Origin of the sequence: Amycolatopsis sp. NPDC021455 (assembly GCF_040640995.1) — a bacterium.
Lineage (GTDB): Bacteria > Actinomycetota > Actinomycetes > Mycobacteriales > Pseudonocardiaceae > Amycolatopsis.
The window spans coordinates 51,335-66,470 of sequence record NZ_JBFACT010000021.1 but is presented as its reverse complement, the minus strand read 5'-3'; the positions used below and the strand labels follow the sequence as shown (position 1 = coordinate 66,470).

The window sequence follows — 15,136 nt, the reverse complement described above, 5'->3', positions numbered from 1 at the left end:
GGCGCCGGGTGGTCGAAACCGACTACGGTGGGCGCCATGGAACGGAGTGCACAACGGCTGGGCCGGGCCCTCGTGGTCATCGTGGACGATCGCGTGGCGCACGGCGAGCACGAGGACACCAGCGGCCCGCTGGTCACGGAGCTGCTCGAAGAAGCGGGCTTCATCGTCGACGGTGTCGTGGTCGTCGAGGCCGAGACCGCGGGGATCCGCAACGCGCTCAACACGGCCGTGATCGGCGGCGCCGACCTGGTGATCACCGTCGGCGGCACCGGTGTGCTGCCGCGTGACCGCACCCCTGACGCCACCGCCGGTGTGCTCGACCGCCCCATCCCGGGCATCAGCGAGGCGATCCGCGCGTCCGGCCTGGCCGCCGGCGCGGTCGACGCCGGGATTTCGCGCGGGCTCGCCGGCGTGTCGGGCAGCACCCTGGTGGTCAACCTCGCCGGCTCGCGGTCCGCGGTCCGCGACGGGATGGCGACGCTGACCTCGCTCGTGCCGCACGTGATCGACGAGCTTTCGGGTATCGAAGAGGTGTGACCGGGCCGGACCTCGGCCAGATCGAGCCGGGTCACTCGGGGAGTGGCTGATCGCTGGGCCGTGCAGCGGCTCAGCGACGACTTCGCGGACCGGTCTCGGCCGGGCCGCCTCCGGTCGACGTTCTCTCTGGAGTTGTCAAACAACGCGTCGTGGGAGACTGGGGACATGCCCGGTCAGAAACGCGACCCCAAGGCCGACGGCGACCAGCGCCGCCGGGTCGACGAGATCTTCGGGGACGTCCTGCCCGAGACGACCTCCGACGAACGCGATCCGGAGCGGCGCTCCGGGCTCCCGGACGACTGGTACCGGGAGAACCGGCCACCGCACCACGACCGCTGACCGCGTCAGTCGCGGCCGCTGTCGCGCTGGTACTGCGCGCGCAGCAGGTCGCGGATCTCGATCAGCAGTTCCACGTCCGTCGGCTCCGACGGGCCCGGCTCCTGACCGCGCTTGCGGCGTTCCTGCAGCTTCTTCACCGGCATCACGATCACGAAGTAGACGACCGCCGCGACCAGCACGAAGTTGATCGCCGCGTTGATGACGCCGCCGAAGTCCAGGAACGTCGAGGGGTTGCTGGGGAAGATCTTGAAACCCAACCCCTGCGCGGCGTCCGTGCCGCCGATCGTGTTGATCAGCGGCTTGATCAGGCCGTTGGTGAACGCCGTGACGATCGCCGTGAACGCCGAGCCGATGACCACCGCGACGGCGAGGTCGACGACGTTGCCACGCATCAGGAAGTCCTTGAAGCCTTTGAACACCTTGCTCTCCTCACGAACCGGGAAGGGGACGCCGTCGCCCGTCTCGGCGGGCGTGGGCTAGCGGAGAGTAACCGTTACCGGACGCTCCAGTGAAATCGCCGCCACCCTGGTCGCGATCGCTTCGGGGAGCCGGAGCAGCACGAGCGGTCCTTTGTCGGGTGGGCCGAGCGCCTTCGGCGACGCGTCCTGGCGCCCCACCTCGACCACCGTCGCGCCGGCGGCCAGCACGGACGCGGACGCTCCCGGTTCGGGCGGGGCCACGACGTCGACGTGCCGGCCGGGTGCCAGCAACCCGGCAACCGCCGCGTCGGCCAGCCGGACCGGCACGGTCGCCGTCCCGGGATCACCCGAGGCGGCGAGGGCCGTGGCCAAGCGGACGTCAGTCAGGGGTTCACCGGCGCGGACGGCGCCCGCCAGCTGGCGCCCTTCGACGACGTCCAGAGTGCTCAGCGCGCCCTCGGGCCGGGTTTCGCCGGGGAAGTCGGCCAGCCGGACGTCACCGGCGTGCAGACTCGCGCCGGCAGGGAGGTCGCGGGCCGCGACGACGGTCGGAGTCGTCGGCGCACCTCGCGCGGAGCCGGGATGGGCGAACAGCACCACCCCGGTCACCAGCAGGCAAGCGGCGAGCCAGCGGCGGATCAGCCGCGTCCGCCTGCCCGGCAGCCGGGTGAAAACGGGTGGGTGGAGCTTCGACAGGACGTCCACGGTGCCCCCTCGGTCGGATCGGATGCGGCGGTGTGCCGCACGAGATCGACGTTAGGGAAGCCGGACGGACCGCCGGAAGGGCCGCGTCCGGCATCTGTGGACAACTGGGGTGTTGTGGACAACCTCCGGCGTCAGGACGCCGCGGCCGCCGTTTTCGTCGTACCCGAGGAGGACGATGTCGCGCTCGTGTCCGGCTTCGACTCGGTCTTGGTCTCGGTCTTCGCCGGCGTCGCGGCGGTGCTCGACTTGCCCGAGTCGCGCGAGTCGGTGCGGTAGAACCCGCTGCCCTTGAAGACCACGCCGACCGAGCTGAAGACCTTGCGCAGTGCGCCGGAGCACTGCGGGCACACGGTCAGGCTGGGGTCCGAGAACGACTGCACGGCTTCGAACCGGTGGTCGCATTCTTTGCAGGCGTACTGGTACGTAGGCACTGACGGCTCCTTTGCTGGCACTCATCCGACCAGAGTGCTAACCCGATTGTGCTTGAAAGCATTCCCCGAAAGCAATTCCTCGTTGCTCACATCGGCAGCTCGAGCACGCCTCGACCCGGCGTCAAGGCCCCGCTCATGCGCACGTCGTGAGGTTCCCCGGGCAGCCGTTCGACCAGCTCTTCGTCGCGGACGACCGCCAGCAGCGTCGCGCCGGCCGCGGCGAACACCAGCGAGCGATCGTAATGGCCGGCACCCCGGCCCAGCCGGACGCCCCGGCGGTCCACGGCGAGCGCGGGTACGAGGACCAGCTCCGCCGTCCCCACGGCGTCGGTACCCAGGCGTTTCCCGCCGGGCTCGCGGATGCCGCGGAACCGGCTGGGCACGAGGTCGGCCTCGCCCGTGTACTCGGCCCACTCGAGCGGCTCGGTCCGCGAGAGGATGACGGGCAGCAGCACCCGCGCGCCGCTGGCCGCGAGCGCGTCGACGAACGCCGTCGTGCCCGGTTCGTTACCGAAGGGTAGGTAGGCGCACACGGTGCCGACTGTGACCTTCGACACTGCATTGACCAGCGCGGATGCTTCGCGAGCGTGCGATTCCGCTGTCTGGTCCGCTCGCGCGCGCGTGAGCCGGTCGCGCCACTCCGCCTTGCTCAGGTGCTCATTGCCCAGCGCATGCATGACCTCACGTTAGGCTTTGCGCCCATGACGGGCGCCGCAACCACCCAGACGTTCAGAACCGCCATCGTGCCTGCCGCCGGCCTGGGGACACGGTTCCTCCCGGCGACGAAGGCCGTGCCCAAGGAACTGCTGCCGGTGGTGGACACCCCGGGGATCGAGCTGGTCGCGGCCGAGGCCGCCGCCGCGGGCGCGGTACGCCTGGTCATCGTGACTTCGCCGGGCAAGGACGCGGTCGTCAAGTACTTCGAAGCCCAGCCCGAGCTGGAGCAGAACCTCGAGGCCAAGGGCAAGACCGAGCTGCTCGCCAAGGTGCGCCGCGGGTCGGACCTGCTGGCCGTCGAGACCGCCATCCAGGAGCAGGCGCTCGGTCTCGGCCACGCCGTCGCGCAGGCCGAGCCGAACCTGAAGCCCGACGACGAGGCCGTCGCCGTGCTCCTCCCGGACGACCTGGTGCTGCCCACCGGCGTGCTGGAGCGGATGAGCGCGGTGCGCGCCCAGTACGGCGGCAGCGTGCTGTGCGCGTTCGACATTCCCAAGGCCGAGATCTCGCCGTACGGCGTCTTCGACGTCACCGACACCGACGACGAAGACGTCAAGCGGGTGCACGGGATGGTCGAGAAGCCGAAGCCGGAGGACGCGCCGTCGACCTACGCCGCGGCGGGGCGCTACCTGCTCGACCGGGCGATCTTCGACGCGCTGAAGCGGATCACGCCGGGCAGCGGTGGCGAGCTGCAGCTGACCGACGCGGTCGCGCTGCTGATCAGCGAGGGACACCCGGTGCACGTCGTCGTCCACCGCGGTGGACGTCACGACCTGGGGAATCCGGGTGGTTTCCTGCGCGCCGCGGTCGATTTCGCGCTTGAAACGCCCGAGTACGGTCCATCTTTACGGGCGTGGCTGACGGAACGGATCGGGACAGAGCGCCCATGACGGAATCCCTCGACGCGGCGCGGCCCGAGGTGGCCGGGGACGAGGCCGAGCTGCGCTCGGTGGACGCGCAGATCTCGATGACCTTGGAAGCCGCCGTCCGGCCCCAGCCGGTGCGCGTGGCGATCTCCGAGGCCCAGGGCCTGCTCTGCGCCGAGGAGGTGGTCGCCGAGCACGCGCTGCCCGGCTTCGACCAGGCCGCGATCGACGGGTACGCCGTGCGCAGCGTCGACGTGCGCAACGCCGGGCAGGAGCCGGTGCAGCTGCCGGTCGTCGGGGAGATCGCGGCGGGTTCGCGCCAGCCGAGACGGCTCCAGCCCGGCCAGGCCGTGCGGGTCGACACCGGCGCGCCGCTGCCGACGCTCGCCGACGCGGTGGTGCCGCTCGCCTACACCGACGGGCACCAGGCTCGCGTCACCGTCCACCGCTCGGTGCCTTCGGCGGGATACGTGCGCCGGGCGGGCGAGGACGTCCAGATCGGCGACGTCGCGGTGCGCCGCGGCGACACGATCGGGTCGGCGCAGGTGGGCCTGCTGGCCGCGGTCGGCCGGGCGAAGGTCCTGGTCTACCCGCGACCGCGCGTGTCGATCGTGTCCGTGGGCGACGAGCTGGTCGACATCGACCGGACGCCGTCGGTCGGGCAGGTCTACGACGTCAACTCCTACGCGCTGGCCGCGGCCGCCCGGGACGCGGGCGCCGAGGTCAGCCGGGTCGGCATCGTGCCGAGCGAGCCCAAGCGGCTGCGGGAAGTCGTCGAGGGCCGGCTGCTGATGTCGGAGATCGTCGTGGTCGCGGGCGGCGCCGGGGGCGCCACCGGCGACGAGGTGCACGCCGCGCTGTCCGACCTCGGCCGGATCGACATGACGCGGGTGGCGATGCACCCCGGCTCGGTCCAGGGCTTCGGCAGGCTCGGTCCCGACTCGGTGCCGACGTTCCTCATCCCGGGCAACCCGATGAGCGCGCTGGTGGTGTTCGAGGTGCTGGTGCGGCCACTGATCCGCGCGGCGCGCGGGACCCGCAACCCGCACCGGCGGATCGTCGGGGCGCGGCTGCTGTCGCCGATCACGTCGACCGAGGGCAGGCGGGGCTTCCTGCGCGGCCAGCTGCTGCGCGACGAGGCCAACGGCGAGTACCTGGTCCAGCCACTCGGGCAGTCCGGGGCGCATCTGCTCGCGTCGCTGGCCGAGGCGAACTGCCTGATCAACGTGCCGGAGGAGCTGACCGAGGTACCCGCCGGCGACCAGGTCCAGGTCACCTTCCTGGCGCAACGGGCCTGATGAACTCCGTGTCGGGCGTGTCCTACCCGGTCGAAAGCCGGCACCCGGGCTGGCCGGCCCGGCTCGGCCCGTTGCGGGTGCCCGCGGGCGAGGTCGCGATCCGGCCGGTGAGGCTGCGCGACGCGGGCGAGTGGAGCCGGATCCGGCTCCGGGACCGGGCGCACCTCGAGATGTGGGAGCCGACCGGCGTCGGGCCGTGGCCGGAACGCAACGCCTTCTGGTCGTGGCCGTCGCAGTGGGCGGCGTTACGTTCGCTCGCTCGGCGTGGTCAGTGCCTGCCGTTCACGATCACCCTGGACGGGCGCCTGGCGGGTCAGATCACTGTCGGTAACGTCATCCGGGCCTCGCTGAGATCGGCCTGGATCGGCTACTGGGTGTCGTCCGAAGTGGTCCGAGGCGGGGTAGCGACGGCCGCCGTCGCCCTCGTCACCGACCACGCCTTCGGCCCGGCCGGGCTGCACCGGCTGGAGGCCACCGTGCGGCCGGAAAACGCCGCCAGCCTGCGGGTGCTCACCAAGGCGGGGTACCGGCAGGAGGGGCTGTTCGAGCGGTATCTCGACGTCGCCGGCGCCTGGCGGGACCACTTTTGCTACGCCGTCACGCGCGAGGAGACCGGGGCCGGGCTGGTGTCGCGGCTCGTCGCGTCGGGCCGCGCCGACTACGCCTGAAGGTGACTACCCACCCGGGTCAGTAGCCGCGTTACCACATGCTGTGAGTTTCACCTAATCCGGTGAGGCATTTCCGTGATCGAAACCGGCGAGCCTCCGCCCGATCTGTTACTCCTGTGACTAGCGTGATTCATGGTGGAAGGATCGGGGGAGGTGACGGGAGATGCCCAGCTCCGTGATCATCGTCGCGCTCGCCGCGGCATGGCTCGTCGTTCTCGTGCCCATGGTCGCGCGCCGGCGGCAGCAGGTCGCGAGGACGACCGACTCGGCGCTCGCGGCCAGGGTCGTACGTAGTGGACGCAACGAAGACCGGGAGGAATTCGCCATGTCCGATCCCGGGAAGTCCCGGCCTTCGGTCGAGGACGACCTCGCCGAGCTGGAGGCCGAGCTCGAACTGGAAGACGACGTCGACGAGCCGGAATCCGAGCCGGAGCCGCTCCCGCAGCCGAAGCGCGGTTCACGAGCCGAACGCGACCGGCCGAGCTACCGTCCCGGCCGAGGTGGCTTCGACCCCGAAGCCGCGGAGATCGCGGCGCGCGCGAAGTACAGCTTCCGGCAGCGCGTGGTGGTCATCCTGCTGGTGATCGCGGTGAGCACTGGCTTGGTGGCCGGATTCGTCATCCCGCTGGTGTGGTGGGGCCACGGCGCGGTCGACGTCGTGCTCGTCGGTTACCTGGTGTACCTGCGCCGCCAGGTGCGCATCGAGGAGGAGATCCGCCAGCGCCGTCTTGCCCGCTTCAACAGCACCCGCGCGCCGCGGCGCGCGTCTTCGCCTCCGGCGCCTTCAGTGCCTCCGGCAGCGGAAGAAGAGCCGCCGGAGGTCGAGGACGTCGAGGTCGTGGAGCCGGTCCGCCGCGAGGTGGTCGAGCGCCGCCCGTCCCCGACATCCCGCGTCCGCCGCAGCGCGGTGGTCGTCGACCTGGACGACGAGGACCCGGCATTCGAGGAGCTCGACGAGCCTGGGACCGGCCCCTACCGGCGTGCGGTCGGAGAGTGACCCCCCTGCGGGAGGTGCTCGTAGGGCACTGCTAAGCTCTACGAGCACAACCAAGGGGCTGTAGCGCAGTTGGTAGCGCGTCTCGTTCGCATCGAGAAGGTCAGGGGTTCGATTCCCCTCAGCTCCACAGGCACGAAACACCGCCCGCCGGATCAAGAGATCCCGCGAGGCGGTTTTTTCGTTGCACCGCCCGCGGTCGGAGAACTCGGGCGGGTGCCGGCCGGCGGATGCTGGGGGTGTGACCGGAATGGAACGACGGGTCGCGTTGGTCACCGGTGGAGCGTCGGGCATCGGTGCCGCTACGTGTGTGGCTCTTCACGAGGATGGGTTCGACGTCGCGGTGCTGGACCGCGATGGGCGCGGTGCCGATGCCACGGCGAAGCGCTGTGCCAACGCGCTGGTGCTGACCGTGGACCTTCGCGACGAACGCGCCGTGCGCCAGGCCGTCGCGGACGTGATCGCGTGGCGTGGGCGGCTCGACGTTGTCGTCAACTCCGCCGGGGTGCTGCACCGGACCGGTCTGGCCGACACCGACGCCGAAACCTGGGCGAGGGTGCTCGACATCAACCTCACCGGCGCCTTCCGGGTCTGCCAGGCCGCTCAACCCCATTTGCTCGACGGTGCCGAGCGCGGGACCAAGAGGATCATCAACATCGGCTCGTGCGCCGGCGAGATCGGCTACGCCTATCCCGCGTACACCGCCTCGAAAGGCGGGATCATCGCCTTGACCCGGCAGCTCGCCGCGGAACTCGCGCCTTACCGGATCACCGTCAACGTCGTCAATCCGGGGTTCATCCGCACCCCGATCAACGACGACGCTTTCGCCGATCCCACGCGGATGGAACGCGTCGCCGAGCGTATTCCGCTGGGCCGTATGGGACATCCTGAGGAAGTGGCCGCGGCCGTCCGCTTCCTCGCCTCACGCGGCGCCGGGTACATCACCGCCGAGACGATCCGGGTCGACGGTGGCCAGACCGCCATCGGTGCGATCGGATCCCCGAAGACGACCGGGGGCACGGAATGAGCGAACCCCTGCCCCAGCGCCGCAAGGAATCGGCGCGAACCTTGGCGTCGGCCCACCCGACGCACGTCGGTGGCCGACCGGATCCGGCAGGCGGAACGACACACGACGGCGGAGAGTCCGCTCCCGGCCGCGGTTACCTGCTGGACAACGCGCGCGCCGAGGCCGGCGAGCGATTCCGCTGGCTGGCCGAGCTGTTCGACGGTGTGACGCGCGGGCACTTCGATCGGCTGGGGGTCACGGCCGGCTCGCGTTGCTGGGAAGTGGGGGCCGGTGGCCGCAGTATTCCGGAGGCGCTCGCCGCGGCCGTCGGTCCGAGCGGGTACGTGCTGGCCACGGACATCGATCCGGCATGGCTGGAGGCGGGCGACGGGTACGAGGTGCGCCGGCACGACGTCGCCACTGATCCGGCTCCGGAGCCGGGGACCTTCGATCTGGTGCACGCCCGGCTCGTGCTGGTCCACGTACCCGACCGGGCCCGGGCGCTGGCCACCATGGTGGCGGCGCTGCGGCCCGGCGGCCGGCTGCTGGTCGAGGACGCCGATACCGCTCTGCAGCCACTGGCGTGCCTGGACGACAGCGGCCCCGCGCAGCGGCGGGCCAACCGGCTGCGCGACGCGGTCCGGGAACTGCTGACGCGCCGCGGCGCGGACCTGCGCTATGGCCGGACACTGCCGCGGGCACTGCGTGAGGCCGGCTTGGTGGACGTCGCCGCGGCGGGCTCCTTCCCGGTCGGTGGGCTTGCCTGCGACCGGCTGGAGGCGGCGACCATCCGGCTCGTGCGCGGTGAGCTGCTCGCGGCCGGCCTGGCCGACGACGCCGAGATCGACGCGCACCTGGCCGCCATCCACGCGGGCGAACTCGATCTGACGCTCGCGCCGCTGATCTCGGCCTGGGGACGTCGCCCAGCGGCAGGAGACCGCGGTGGCAGCTCGCTGTCAGGGAGCCTGTCCGGCTAGCGCCGAAGGCAACCGCCAAGGCCGACACGACCTTCTCCGAGTACTGCTGCTGCACCGCTGGGCTTTCAACCGGTGAGCAGGTCCGGGAAGCCGAACAGCACCACCAGCGCCGGGTCGTGGAACTCGGTCACCCGGGTCACTCCGGTGGTTGTCGGGGCCAGCACCACGATGCCGTGGGCCTGGAGCGTGCCGTCGGTGCGGTGGTACACGGCTGCCGCCGGCTGGCCGTTGGCCTCCGTGGCGATCATTCGCCAGTCGCCCGGTGTGCCGAGGACGTGGTCGGCCAGCATGTCGAGGCAGTTCTGCTTGCCCGCGTACCAACTGTGGAACGGCGTTGCCTCCAGCGTGGCGTCCGTGCGCAGCACCTTTTCCAGCAGGTTCGGGTCCGAGCGTTCGAAGGCTGTGATGTAGCCGTCCAGCAACGCCCGCGCTCGCTCGTCCGTGGGTTCGAGCAGTTCGCCGGGCTGGGGTTCCAGCTCTTCCAGGCGAGCGCGGGCACGCTGCAGGCCGCTCTTCACCGCCGCCGTTGTCGTGCCGAGGATTTTCGCCGTTTCGGGGGCGGAGAAGGCCAGCACTTCGCGCAGGATCAGGATCGCGCGCTGGCGGGGCGGCAGGTGTTGCAGGCTCGCGATGAGCGCCAGCCGGAGCGACTCGCGTGCCACCGCCGTCGCGGCCGGGTCGTCGGTGGTCCAGGTGTTCGGGAACGGTTCCAGCCACGCGACCTCGCCCGGCGCGACCTGGCTCGGTGGGCCGTCGTGCGGGCCTGCCAGACCCGATGGCAGGACCCGGATCGGGCGCGGCCGACCCGCCGTCAGGCAGACGTTCGTGGCGATCCGGTAGAGCCACGACCGGATCGACGCACGGCCTTCGAAGCCTTCGTAGGACCGCCAAGCCCGCAGGTAGGTCTCCTGGACCAGGTCTTCGGCGTCGTGCGCCGAGCCGACCATGCGGTAGCAGTGCGCCAGCAGCTCACGGCGGAACCGCTCGGTCTCCGCCGTGAACCGGTTCCGGTCCGCCGCGGCGGATTGCCTGCCTGTCATGTGCTGCTCCTTCGCTGCCGGTCACCGGCAATATGACCCGGATGCCGGTGCGAAGGAATCGAAACGCAGGTCAGCCGGCACGTGCGGAGCGAGCCAGGTTCACGACGAATCGCGCCGTCACGGGCGCAGGGCCAGTTTGCCGGTGGTCGCCCTGGCTTCGAGTTCCGCCAGGGCCTTCGGGCCGTCCGCCAGGTCGTACGTCGTGGGGTGCGTCGGAGTGAGCACTCCCGTGGCGATGAGCGCCGACAGCTCGCCCATCACTGTGCCGAAGACCTTCGGTGCGGCCTGGATCAGCACGCCGAGGTTGAGGCCGATGACCTGGACCTGGTGCCGGTACACCAGGTCCCAGTTGGTGACCGGGGCTTCGCCGCCCGCCAGTCCGTAGACGACGACCCGGCCCGTGACGCGCTTGGCCGCGGCCAGGCTCGCCTCGAAGGTCGCGCCACCCGCGGACTCGAGCACCAGGTCGGCGCCGTCGGTCAGCCGGCGCACCTCGGTGGCGAGATCCTCGCCTCGGCTGGAAAGCACGTGGTCGGCTCCCAGCGCCAGCACCGTCTCGTGCTTGCCCGGTGACGCCGTGGCGATGACCGTCGCGCCGTAGTGCTTGGCCAGCTTCACCGCGGCCTGGCCCGTTGCTCCCGCCGCGGCGTGGATCAGCACGGTCTCCCCGGCGGCCACGCGGCCCAGCGGCCTGAGCGCCGCCAGCGCGGTGGGCCAGTTCACGGCCAGGCCCAGCGCCTGCTCGGCGCTCCAGCCGGCCGGTACCGGCGTCGCCGCGGCCGCCGGGAGGACCAGGTACTCCGCGAACGCTCCGGAGCCGACGCCGGCCACGAGGTCCCCGAGCCGCGGGGCGGCCACCCGCACACCGCGTGCCACGACTTCGCCCGCCGCCTCGAAACCCGCCACATATGGTGGGCGTGGTCCGTCCAGGAACGTGCCGTGGGCCTTCGAGATGTCGGCGAAGTTGACCCCGGCGGCGGTGACCCGGACCAGGACCTCGCCCGGACCCGGGGCCGGCACCGGCGCGCCGGGGAGCAAACGCATGTCCTGTGGACCCCGCAGGGAGGTCTGCTCCAGGGCGCGCATGGTGGTGGGAATGCTCACGGCCATCTGCTTTCTGCTCGGCGGTGTCGTCGAGCGGGTAGACCGTCGCCGCCGCGGAAAGGAATCGGTGTTCAGGGCCGATACGTCAGGCTTACGAGGCTGTCCCCGATGATGCGGCTGTCCGTCAGGCGCAGGGGTTTCCGGCGCTCGACCGGGCGCTCGCCCTCGCCGAGCGCGAACGGGCACACGATCAGCCGCAGCTCGTCGAAGATGTCGCGCTCGATCAGTGACTGCACGAGCCGGCCGCTGCCGTAGACGACTATCTCGCCGTCCACCTGCTGCTTCAGCTTCATGACGTCGCCCTCGAGGACCGTCGAATTGGCCCACGTGAGGTCTTCCAGCGTCGACGACACGACGTACTTCGGCAGCGCACGCAACCGGTCCGGCCAGTCGCCGTCGCGGGACGCCCAGCCTCGCGCGACCAACCACTCGTAGGTGCGGCGGCCCATCAGCAACGCTTCCGCGCCCATCGCCTCCTCGAACCCGGCCTTGGCCCACGCCTGGCGGTCCGCGTCCGTGAGCTGGTCGAACCAGCCGGCGAACCGGAAGCCCCCGGCGCCCACCGGGTCCTGGAACACCCCGTCGAGCGATACGGTTTCGCTGATCACGATCTTTCCCATGGCGGTTCTCCTTCGCTTCTCGACAGCCGGCGATACGGACGCCGCGAAACCGGAAAAGGGGTCGCGCCCCCTTTGAGCCGCGGCCGGCGTCCGTACCCGATGGAAAGGTGGTGCCAGTGGAAACAGACCTGATCAGCCGGGCGCGGGCCGGGGACGACGACGCGTTCCAGGCGCTGACCGAGCCGCACCGGCGCGAGCTGCAAGTGCACTGCTACCGGATGCTCGGCTCGTTCCAGGACGCCGAGGACGCCCTCCAGGACACCCTGGTGTCGGCCTGGCGAGGTCTCGGCGGGTTCGACGGCCGTGCCTCGCTCCGCACCTGGCTCTACCGGATCGCCACCAACCGGTGCCTGAGCACGCTGCGCTCGGCCGGCCGGCGGCCGGCCACGGTGTGGGACATCCCCGGCGTGGAACCGCCGGAGCCGACCCGGCTCGGTGAGATCGTCTGGCTGGAACCCTATCCGGACGCCCTGCTCGACGGGGCGATCCAGGTGCCACTCGGCCCGGAGGCCCGGTACGAGCAGGCCGAATCCATCTCACTCGCTTTCGTCACCGCGTTGCAGGCCCTGCCGCCTCGCCAGCTCGCCGTGCTGATCCTGCGTGACGTCCTCGGTTTCCCGGCGAGCGAGGTGGCCGGCATGCTCGACACGACCGTCGACTCGGTCAAGAGCGCGCTCAAGCGGGCCCGGGCGACCCTGCGGCGCAACCGGTCGCCCGAACCACCTCCCGCCGTCGCATCGCCAGCGGAGAACGAGGTCGTGGCGGCCTTCGTGCGTGCCTGGGAGACCGCCGACGTCGACGCGCTGGTGGCGCTGCTGACCGACGACGTCTTCATGTCCATGCCGCCGCTGCCGCTGGAGTACCAGGGCCGGGACGTCGTCGGCCGCTTCTGCGGTGCCATCTTCGACGCGGGCCGCAGGTTCGCCCTGGTGCCGACGCGTGCCAACGGCCAGCCGGCGTTCGGCGCCTACCTGGCCGGTCCCAGCGGCGTCCGCCACGGGACCGGCCTGTACGTCCTGACCCTCGCGGGCGACCGGATCAGCGCCATGACCCGCTTCGAGAACAGCATGCTGTCGGCGTTCGGGCTGCCTCGGTCGCTTCCCTCATGACAGGGACTTCAGCCAGCCGGCCGTCACTCCGAAGTAGTCCGGGGCGTCGGGGGCGTAGTCGATCGCGTGGCCGTAGCCGTTCAGGATGTACGTTTGGAGGTTCGGCGTGCCGAAGAACGGGGCCTCCGAGGCGCGCAGGGCTTCCGGGGACGAGCAGTCGCTGCCCAGGGTTCCGCAGAAGTTCGGGTCGTTGCCGACCACCAGCAGGACCGGGGCCGTGATCTGCTGGGATGCCGGGGTGACCACCGTCGTCAGGGTCAGGCTGTCCACTGCCTCCGTCGCCGCGAAGACGTCCTTTGTGGACTCGTCGTACGCCATCGCCGCGTCGTCGTACGGGCCCGGGGTGTGGAACGCCGCGTAGCGGGTGCCCGGGTCGGTGGTCAGGTAGCCCGCGTCGCGGCCGGGGAGGTTCGGATCCAGCGGGGCCGGCATCATCTGGGCCAGCGTCGGGATCACCGAGACCAGGTTCATCCGGTGCGTCATGCCCGTGACCAGCACGCCGTCGACGTCGTGGTAGCGGCCGGCCTCGATCATCGCCATCGCCGCCCCGATCGAGTGGCCGCCGACGACCACCTTCGCGAACCGGGGTCGCACCGACTGGATCACCTGGTGCGCCGCCGTGGCCTGGACCGAGGCGCTCAGCAGCGTGCTCAACGGCTTCGAACTGCTGCCCGTGCCCAGGCGGTCCAAGGCCAGCGTCGCCACGCCCGCCTGGTTCATCGCCAGGCGGAACGACCGGATCTCCGGTGTGTAGCCGATGTCCCAATAGGACGCGTTGTACGTGCCGCCCGGGATCAGGACCACCACCGTCGACGCCTGGGGCGGCGCGCACAGGCGGCCGTGCATCGTCTGCGGGAGCAGGGCCACCGTCACCGGGACGTTCAGGTCTTCGCAGCTCGTGGCCGCGGCGGCCGGGGCAGGGGTGAATAGTGCCGCCAGCAACAGGAAAACGGCAGCACAAAAACGTGGGCGGGACAAGGAGAACGACCTCCAGCTAGCGGGGGACTGCCGTCATCGGCAGGCTTTCGGGGTAGGCGGCGGAGGTGAACTTCACGCGCACCGGCCGGCCCGGGATCGGGACCAGCCGCCAGCGCGCGGCCACCGTGGCCACCGTGATGACGATTTCGTTCTGGGCGAAGCGGTTCCCGATGCATTGCCGGTTGCCCGCCCCGAACGGGACGAACGCGCCCTTCGGCACGTCGGTGGCCCGCTCCGGCGCCCAGCGGCCGGGATCGAACCGGTCCGGGTCGGCGAAGGACGCGGGGTCGTGGTGGAGCGCGAGCGGGCTGACGATCACCTCGGCGCCCTCCGGGAGGCGCACCCCGCCGAGGTCGACTTCGGTGAGGGTGCGGCGCATCAGCATCCACAGCGCGTACCGCCGCAGCACCTCGTCGACCACCTGCCGGACGTAGGTCAGCCGGGGGAGGTCGTCGACGGTGACCGGGCGGCCGCCCAGCACCTCGTCGATTTCGGCGTGCACCCGTGCTTCCACTTCCGGGTGCTCGCCGAGCTCGTGGAACGTCCAGGCCAGCGCGAGCGCGGTCGTCTCGATGCCGGCCGTGAGCAGGGTGAGCACTTCGTCCCGCGCCTGCTCGTCGGTCATGCCCGCCAGCAGCAACGTCGAAAGCAGGTCGCCGCGGTCGGTGCTCTCGCGCCGCCAGTCGCGGATCACCTCGACCACGATTCCCTGCATCCGCGCGATGGCCTCGTCGAACCGCCGGTTCCCGGGAACCGGGAGCTTTTCCACGAACTTCGGGGACAACGCGCGGATCATTCCCTGCTGGATGATCACGAAAATCGAACGGCGGGCCTCGGCGATCGCCTCTTTGCCCAGGTCGGTCGAGAACAGGGCCTCGCCGACGATCGTCACCGCGAGACCCTGCATATCCGCTTCGACCATTCGCACTTCACCGGCTCGCCACGTGCCGCTCAGGCCGGCCGCCGCGCGTCGCATGATCTCCGCGTAGGCGGCCAGGCGGTCGCGGTGGAACGCCGGCTGCATCAGCCGTCGCTGCCGCAGGTGGAAGTCCCCGTTCGAAAGCACCAAGCCATTTCCGACGAACGGCCGGAACTTGTCGAACATGGCGCCCTTGCGGAACTTCGGTCCCTCGGTGACCAGCACTTCGTGGACCAGTCGCGGGCTCGCGACGAAGTAGACGGGCGACGGCCCGAGGTAAAGTTTTACGATCTCGCCGTGTTCGTGCAATGAGTTGGTGAACGCGAAGCGTTGCCGCAGCAGTGCCGGAGTGTGCCCGAGAAAAGGCCACCGGCCCGGCGCGACCGGGACGCTCATGCGGACTCCTCGA

At 70.9% G+C, this 15,136-nt stretch carries 18 protein-coding genes and 1 tRNA gene; 10 read left to right on the top strand and 9 right to left on the bottom strand.

All coding sequences use genetic code 11. The annotated features are described in order from the left end of the window. The first annotated feature begins 36 nt into the window (after positions 1–36). Both AB0G28_RS23610 and AB0G28_RS23605 read left to right on the top strand, forming a co-directional pair. Entirely contained in the window at positions 37–537 is a 501-nt protein-coding gene (locus AB0G28_RS23610) for a MogA/MoaB family molybdenum cofactor biosynthesis protein (RefSeq protein ID WP_361092608.1), read from the top strand. A 165-nt stretch (positions 538–702) separates the two neighbouring features. After that, positions 703–876, top strand: a complete 174-nt coding sequence (locus tag AB0G28_RS23605) for a hypothetical protein (RefSeq protein WP_361092606.1) — start codon at positions 703–705, stop codon at positions 874–876. Between the two features lie 5 nt (positions 877–881). On the opposite strand, the gene mscL is transcribed toward AB0G28_RS23605, so the two are convergent. The 4 genes from mscL to AB0G28_RS23585 all read right to left on the bottom strand — a co-directional run bounded on the left by mscL (position 882) and on the right by AB0G28_RS23585 (position 3,108). After that, a complete protein-coding gene (gene mscL, locus AB0G28_RS23600) occupies positions 882–1,295 on the bottom strand; it encodes a large-conductance mechanosensitive channel protein MscL (RefSeq protein ID WP_361092604.1) in 414 nt (137 codons plus the stop codon). Between the two features lie 57 nt (positions 1,296–1,352). Next, on the bottom strand, positions 1,353–2,000 hold the full coding sequence (locus AB0G28_RS23595) for an SAF domain-containing protein (protein ID WP_361092601.1): 648 nt from the start codon (positions 1,998–2,000) through the stop codon (positions 1,353–1,355). A 131-nt stretch (positions 2,001–2,131) separates the two neighbouring features. Next, positions 2,132–2,431 (bottom strand): FmdB family zinc ribbon protein, encoded by a 300-nt coding sequence (locus AB0G28_RS23590; protein WP_361092598.1) that lies wholly within the window; start codon positions 2,429–2,431, stop codon positions 2,132–2,134. Between the two features lie 86 nt (positions 2,432–2,517). Next, positions 2,518–3,108 (bottom strand): 5-formyltetrahydrofolate cyclo-ligase, encoded by a 591-nt coding sequence (locus AB0G28_RS23585; protein WP_361092595.1) that lies wholly within the window; start codon positions 3,106–3,108, stop codon positions 2,518–2,520. A gap of 24 nt (positions 3,109–3,132) precedes the next feature. On the opposite strand from AB0G28_RS23585, the gene AB0G28_RS23580 reads away from it, so the two are divergent. The 7 genes from AB0G28_RS23580 to AB0G28_RS23550 all read left to right on the top strand — a co-directional run bounded on the left by AB0G28_RS23580 (position 3,133) and on the right by AB0G28_RS23550 (position 8,957). Further along, on the top strand, positions 3,133–4,038 hold the full coding sequence (locus tag AB0G28_RS23580) for a UTP--glucose-1-phosphate uridylyltransferase (RefSeq protein ID WP_361092592.1): 906 nt from the start codon (positions 3,133–3,135) through the stop codon (positions 4,036–4,038). After that, positions 4,035–5,312, top strand: coding sequence for a gephyrin-like molybdotransferase Glp (gene glp, locus AB0G28_RS23575; protein WP_361092589.1), 1,278 nt, complete (start codon positions 4,035–4,037; stop codon positions 5,310–5,312). The genes AB0G28_RS23580 and glp overlap by 4 nt, the downstream gene beginning before the upstream one ends. Further along, positions 5,312–5,980, top strand: coding sequence for a GNAT family protein (locus AB0G28_RS23570; protein WP_361092586.1), 669 nt, complete (start codon positions 5,312–5,314; stop codon positions 5,978–5,980). The genes glp and AB0G28_RS23570 overlap by 1 nt, the downstream gene beginning before the upstream one ends. 163 nt (positions 5,981–6,143) lie before the next feature. Continuing rightward, positions 6,144–6,977 carry a gephyrin-like molybdotransferase receptor GlpR gene (gene glpR, locus AB0G28_RS23565; RefSeq protein ID WP_361092583.1) on the top strand — a complete coding sequence of 278 codons (834 nt, stop codon included), beginning with the start codon at positions 6,144–6,146 and terminating at the stop codon, positions 6,975–6,977. A gap of 54 nt (positions 6,978–7,031) precedes the next feature. Next, positions 7,032–7,104: transfer RNA gene (locus AB0G28_RS23560), tRNA-Ala, on the top strand. 120 nt (positions 7,105–7,224) lie between these two features. Then, a complete protein-coding gene (locus AB0G28_RS23555; protein WP_361092783.1) occupies positions 7,225–8,001 on the top strand; it encodes an SDR family NAD(P)-dependent oxidoreductase in 777 nt (258 codons plus the stop codon). After that, complete coding sequence (locus tag AB0G28_RS23550; RefSeq protein WP_361092580.1) at positions 7,998–8,957, top strand: methyltransferase domain-containing protein; 960 nt, start codon at positions 7,998–8,000, stop codon at positions 8,955–8,957. Before AB0G28_RS23555 ends, AB0G28_RS23550 begins: the two co-directional genes overlap by 4 nt. A 65-nt stretch (positions 8,958–9,022) precedes the next feature. On the opposite strand, the gene AB0G28_RS23545 is transcribed toward AB0G28_RS23550, so the two are convergent. From AB0G28_RS23545 to AB0G28_RS23535, 3 genes are all read right to left on the bottom strand, one after another. After that, positions 9,023–9,997, bottom strand: coding sequence for a sigma-70 family RNA polymerase sigma factor (locus tag AB0G28_RS23545; protein WP_361092577.1), 975 nt, complete (start codon positions 9,995–9,997; stop codon positions 9,023–9,025). A gap of 117 nt (positions 9,998–10,114) precedes the next feature. After that, positions 10,115–11,107 carry a zinc-binding dehydrogenase gene (locus AB0G28_RS23540; RefSeq protein WP_361092574.1) on the bottom strand — a complete coding sequence of 331 codons (993 nt, stop codon included), beginning with the start codon at positions 11,105–11,107 and terminating at the stop codon, positions 10,115–10,117. A 65-nt stretch (positions 11,108–11,172) separates the two neighbouring features. Beyond that, the gene (locus tag AB0G28_RS23535) at positions 11,173–11,721 is read right to left on the bottom strand and encodes a dihydrofolate reductase family protein (RefSeq protein ID WP_361092571.1); all 549 of its coding nucleotides are present in this window, start codon (positions 11,719–11,721) and stop codon (positions 11,173–11,175) included. A gap of 116 nt (positions 11,722–11,837) precedes the next feature. Between AB0G28_RS23535 and AB0G28_RS23530 the strand changes: the two genes are divergently transcribed. Beyond that, positions 11,838–12,830: a sigma-70 family RNA polymerase sigma factor gene (locus AB0G28_RS23530; RefSeq protein ID WP_361092568.1), complete on the top strand. Its 993-nt coding sequence runs from the start codon at positions 11,838–11,840 to the stop codon at positions 12,828–12,830. On the opposite strand, the gene AB0G28_RS23525 is transcribed toward AB0G28_RS23530, so the two are convergent. Both AB0G28_RS23525 and AB0G28_RS23520 read right to left on the bottom strand, forming a co-directional pair. Next, positions 12,825–13,772, bottom strand: a complete 948-nt coding sequence (locus AB0G28_RS23525) for an alpha/beta hydrolase (RefSeq protein ID WP_361092565.1) — start codon at positions 13,770–13,772, stop codon at positions 12,825–12,827. The genes AB0G28_RS23530 and AB0G28_RS23525 overlap by 6 nt on opposite strands. Before the next feature lie 52 nt (positions 13,773–13,824). Beyond that, complete coding sequence (locus AB0G28_RS23520) at positions 13,825–15,123, bottom strand: cytochrome P450 (RefSeq protein WP_361092562.1); 1,299 nt, start codon at positions 15,121–15,123, stop codon at positions 13,825–13,827. Between the last annotated feature and the right edge of the window lie 13 nt (positions 15,124–15,136).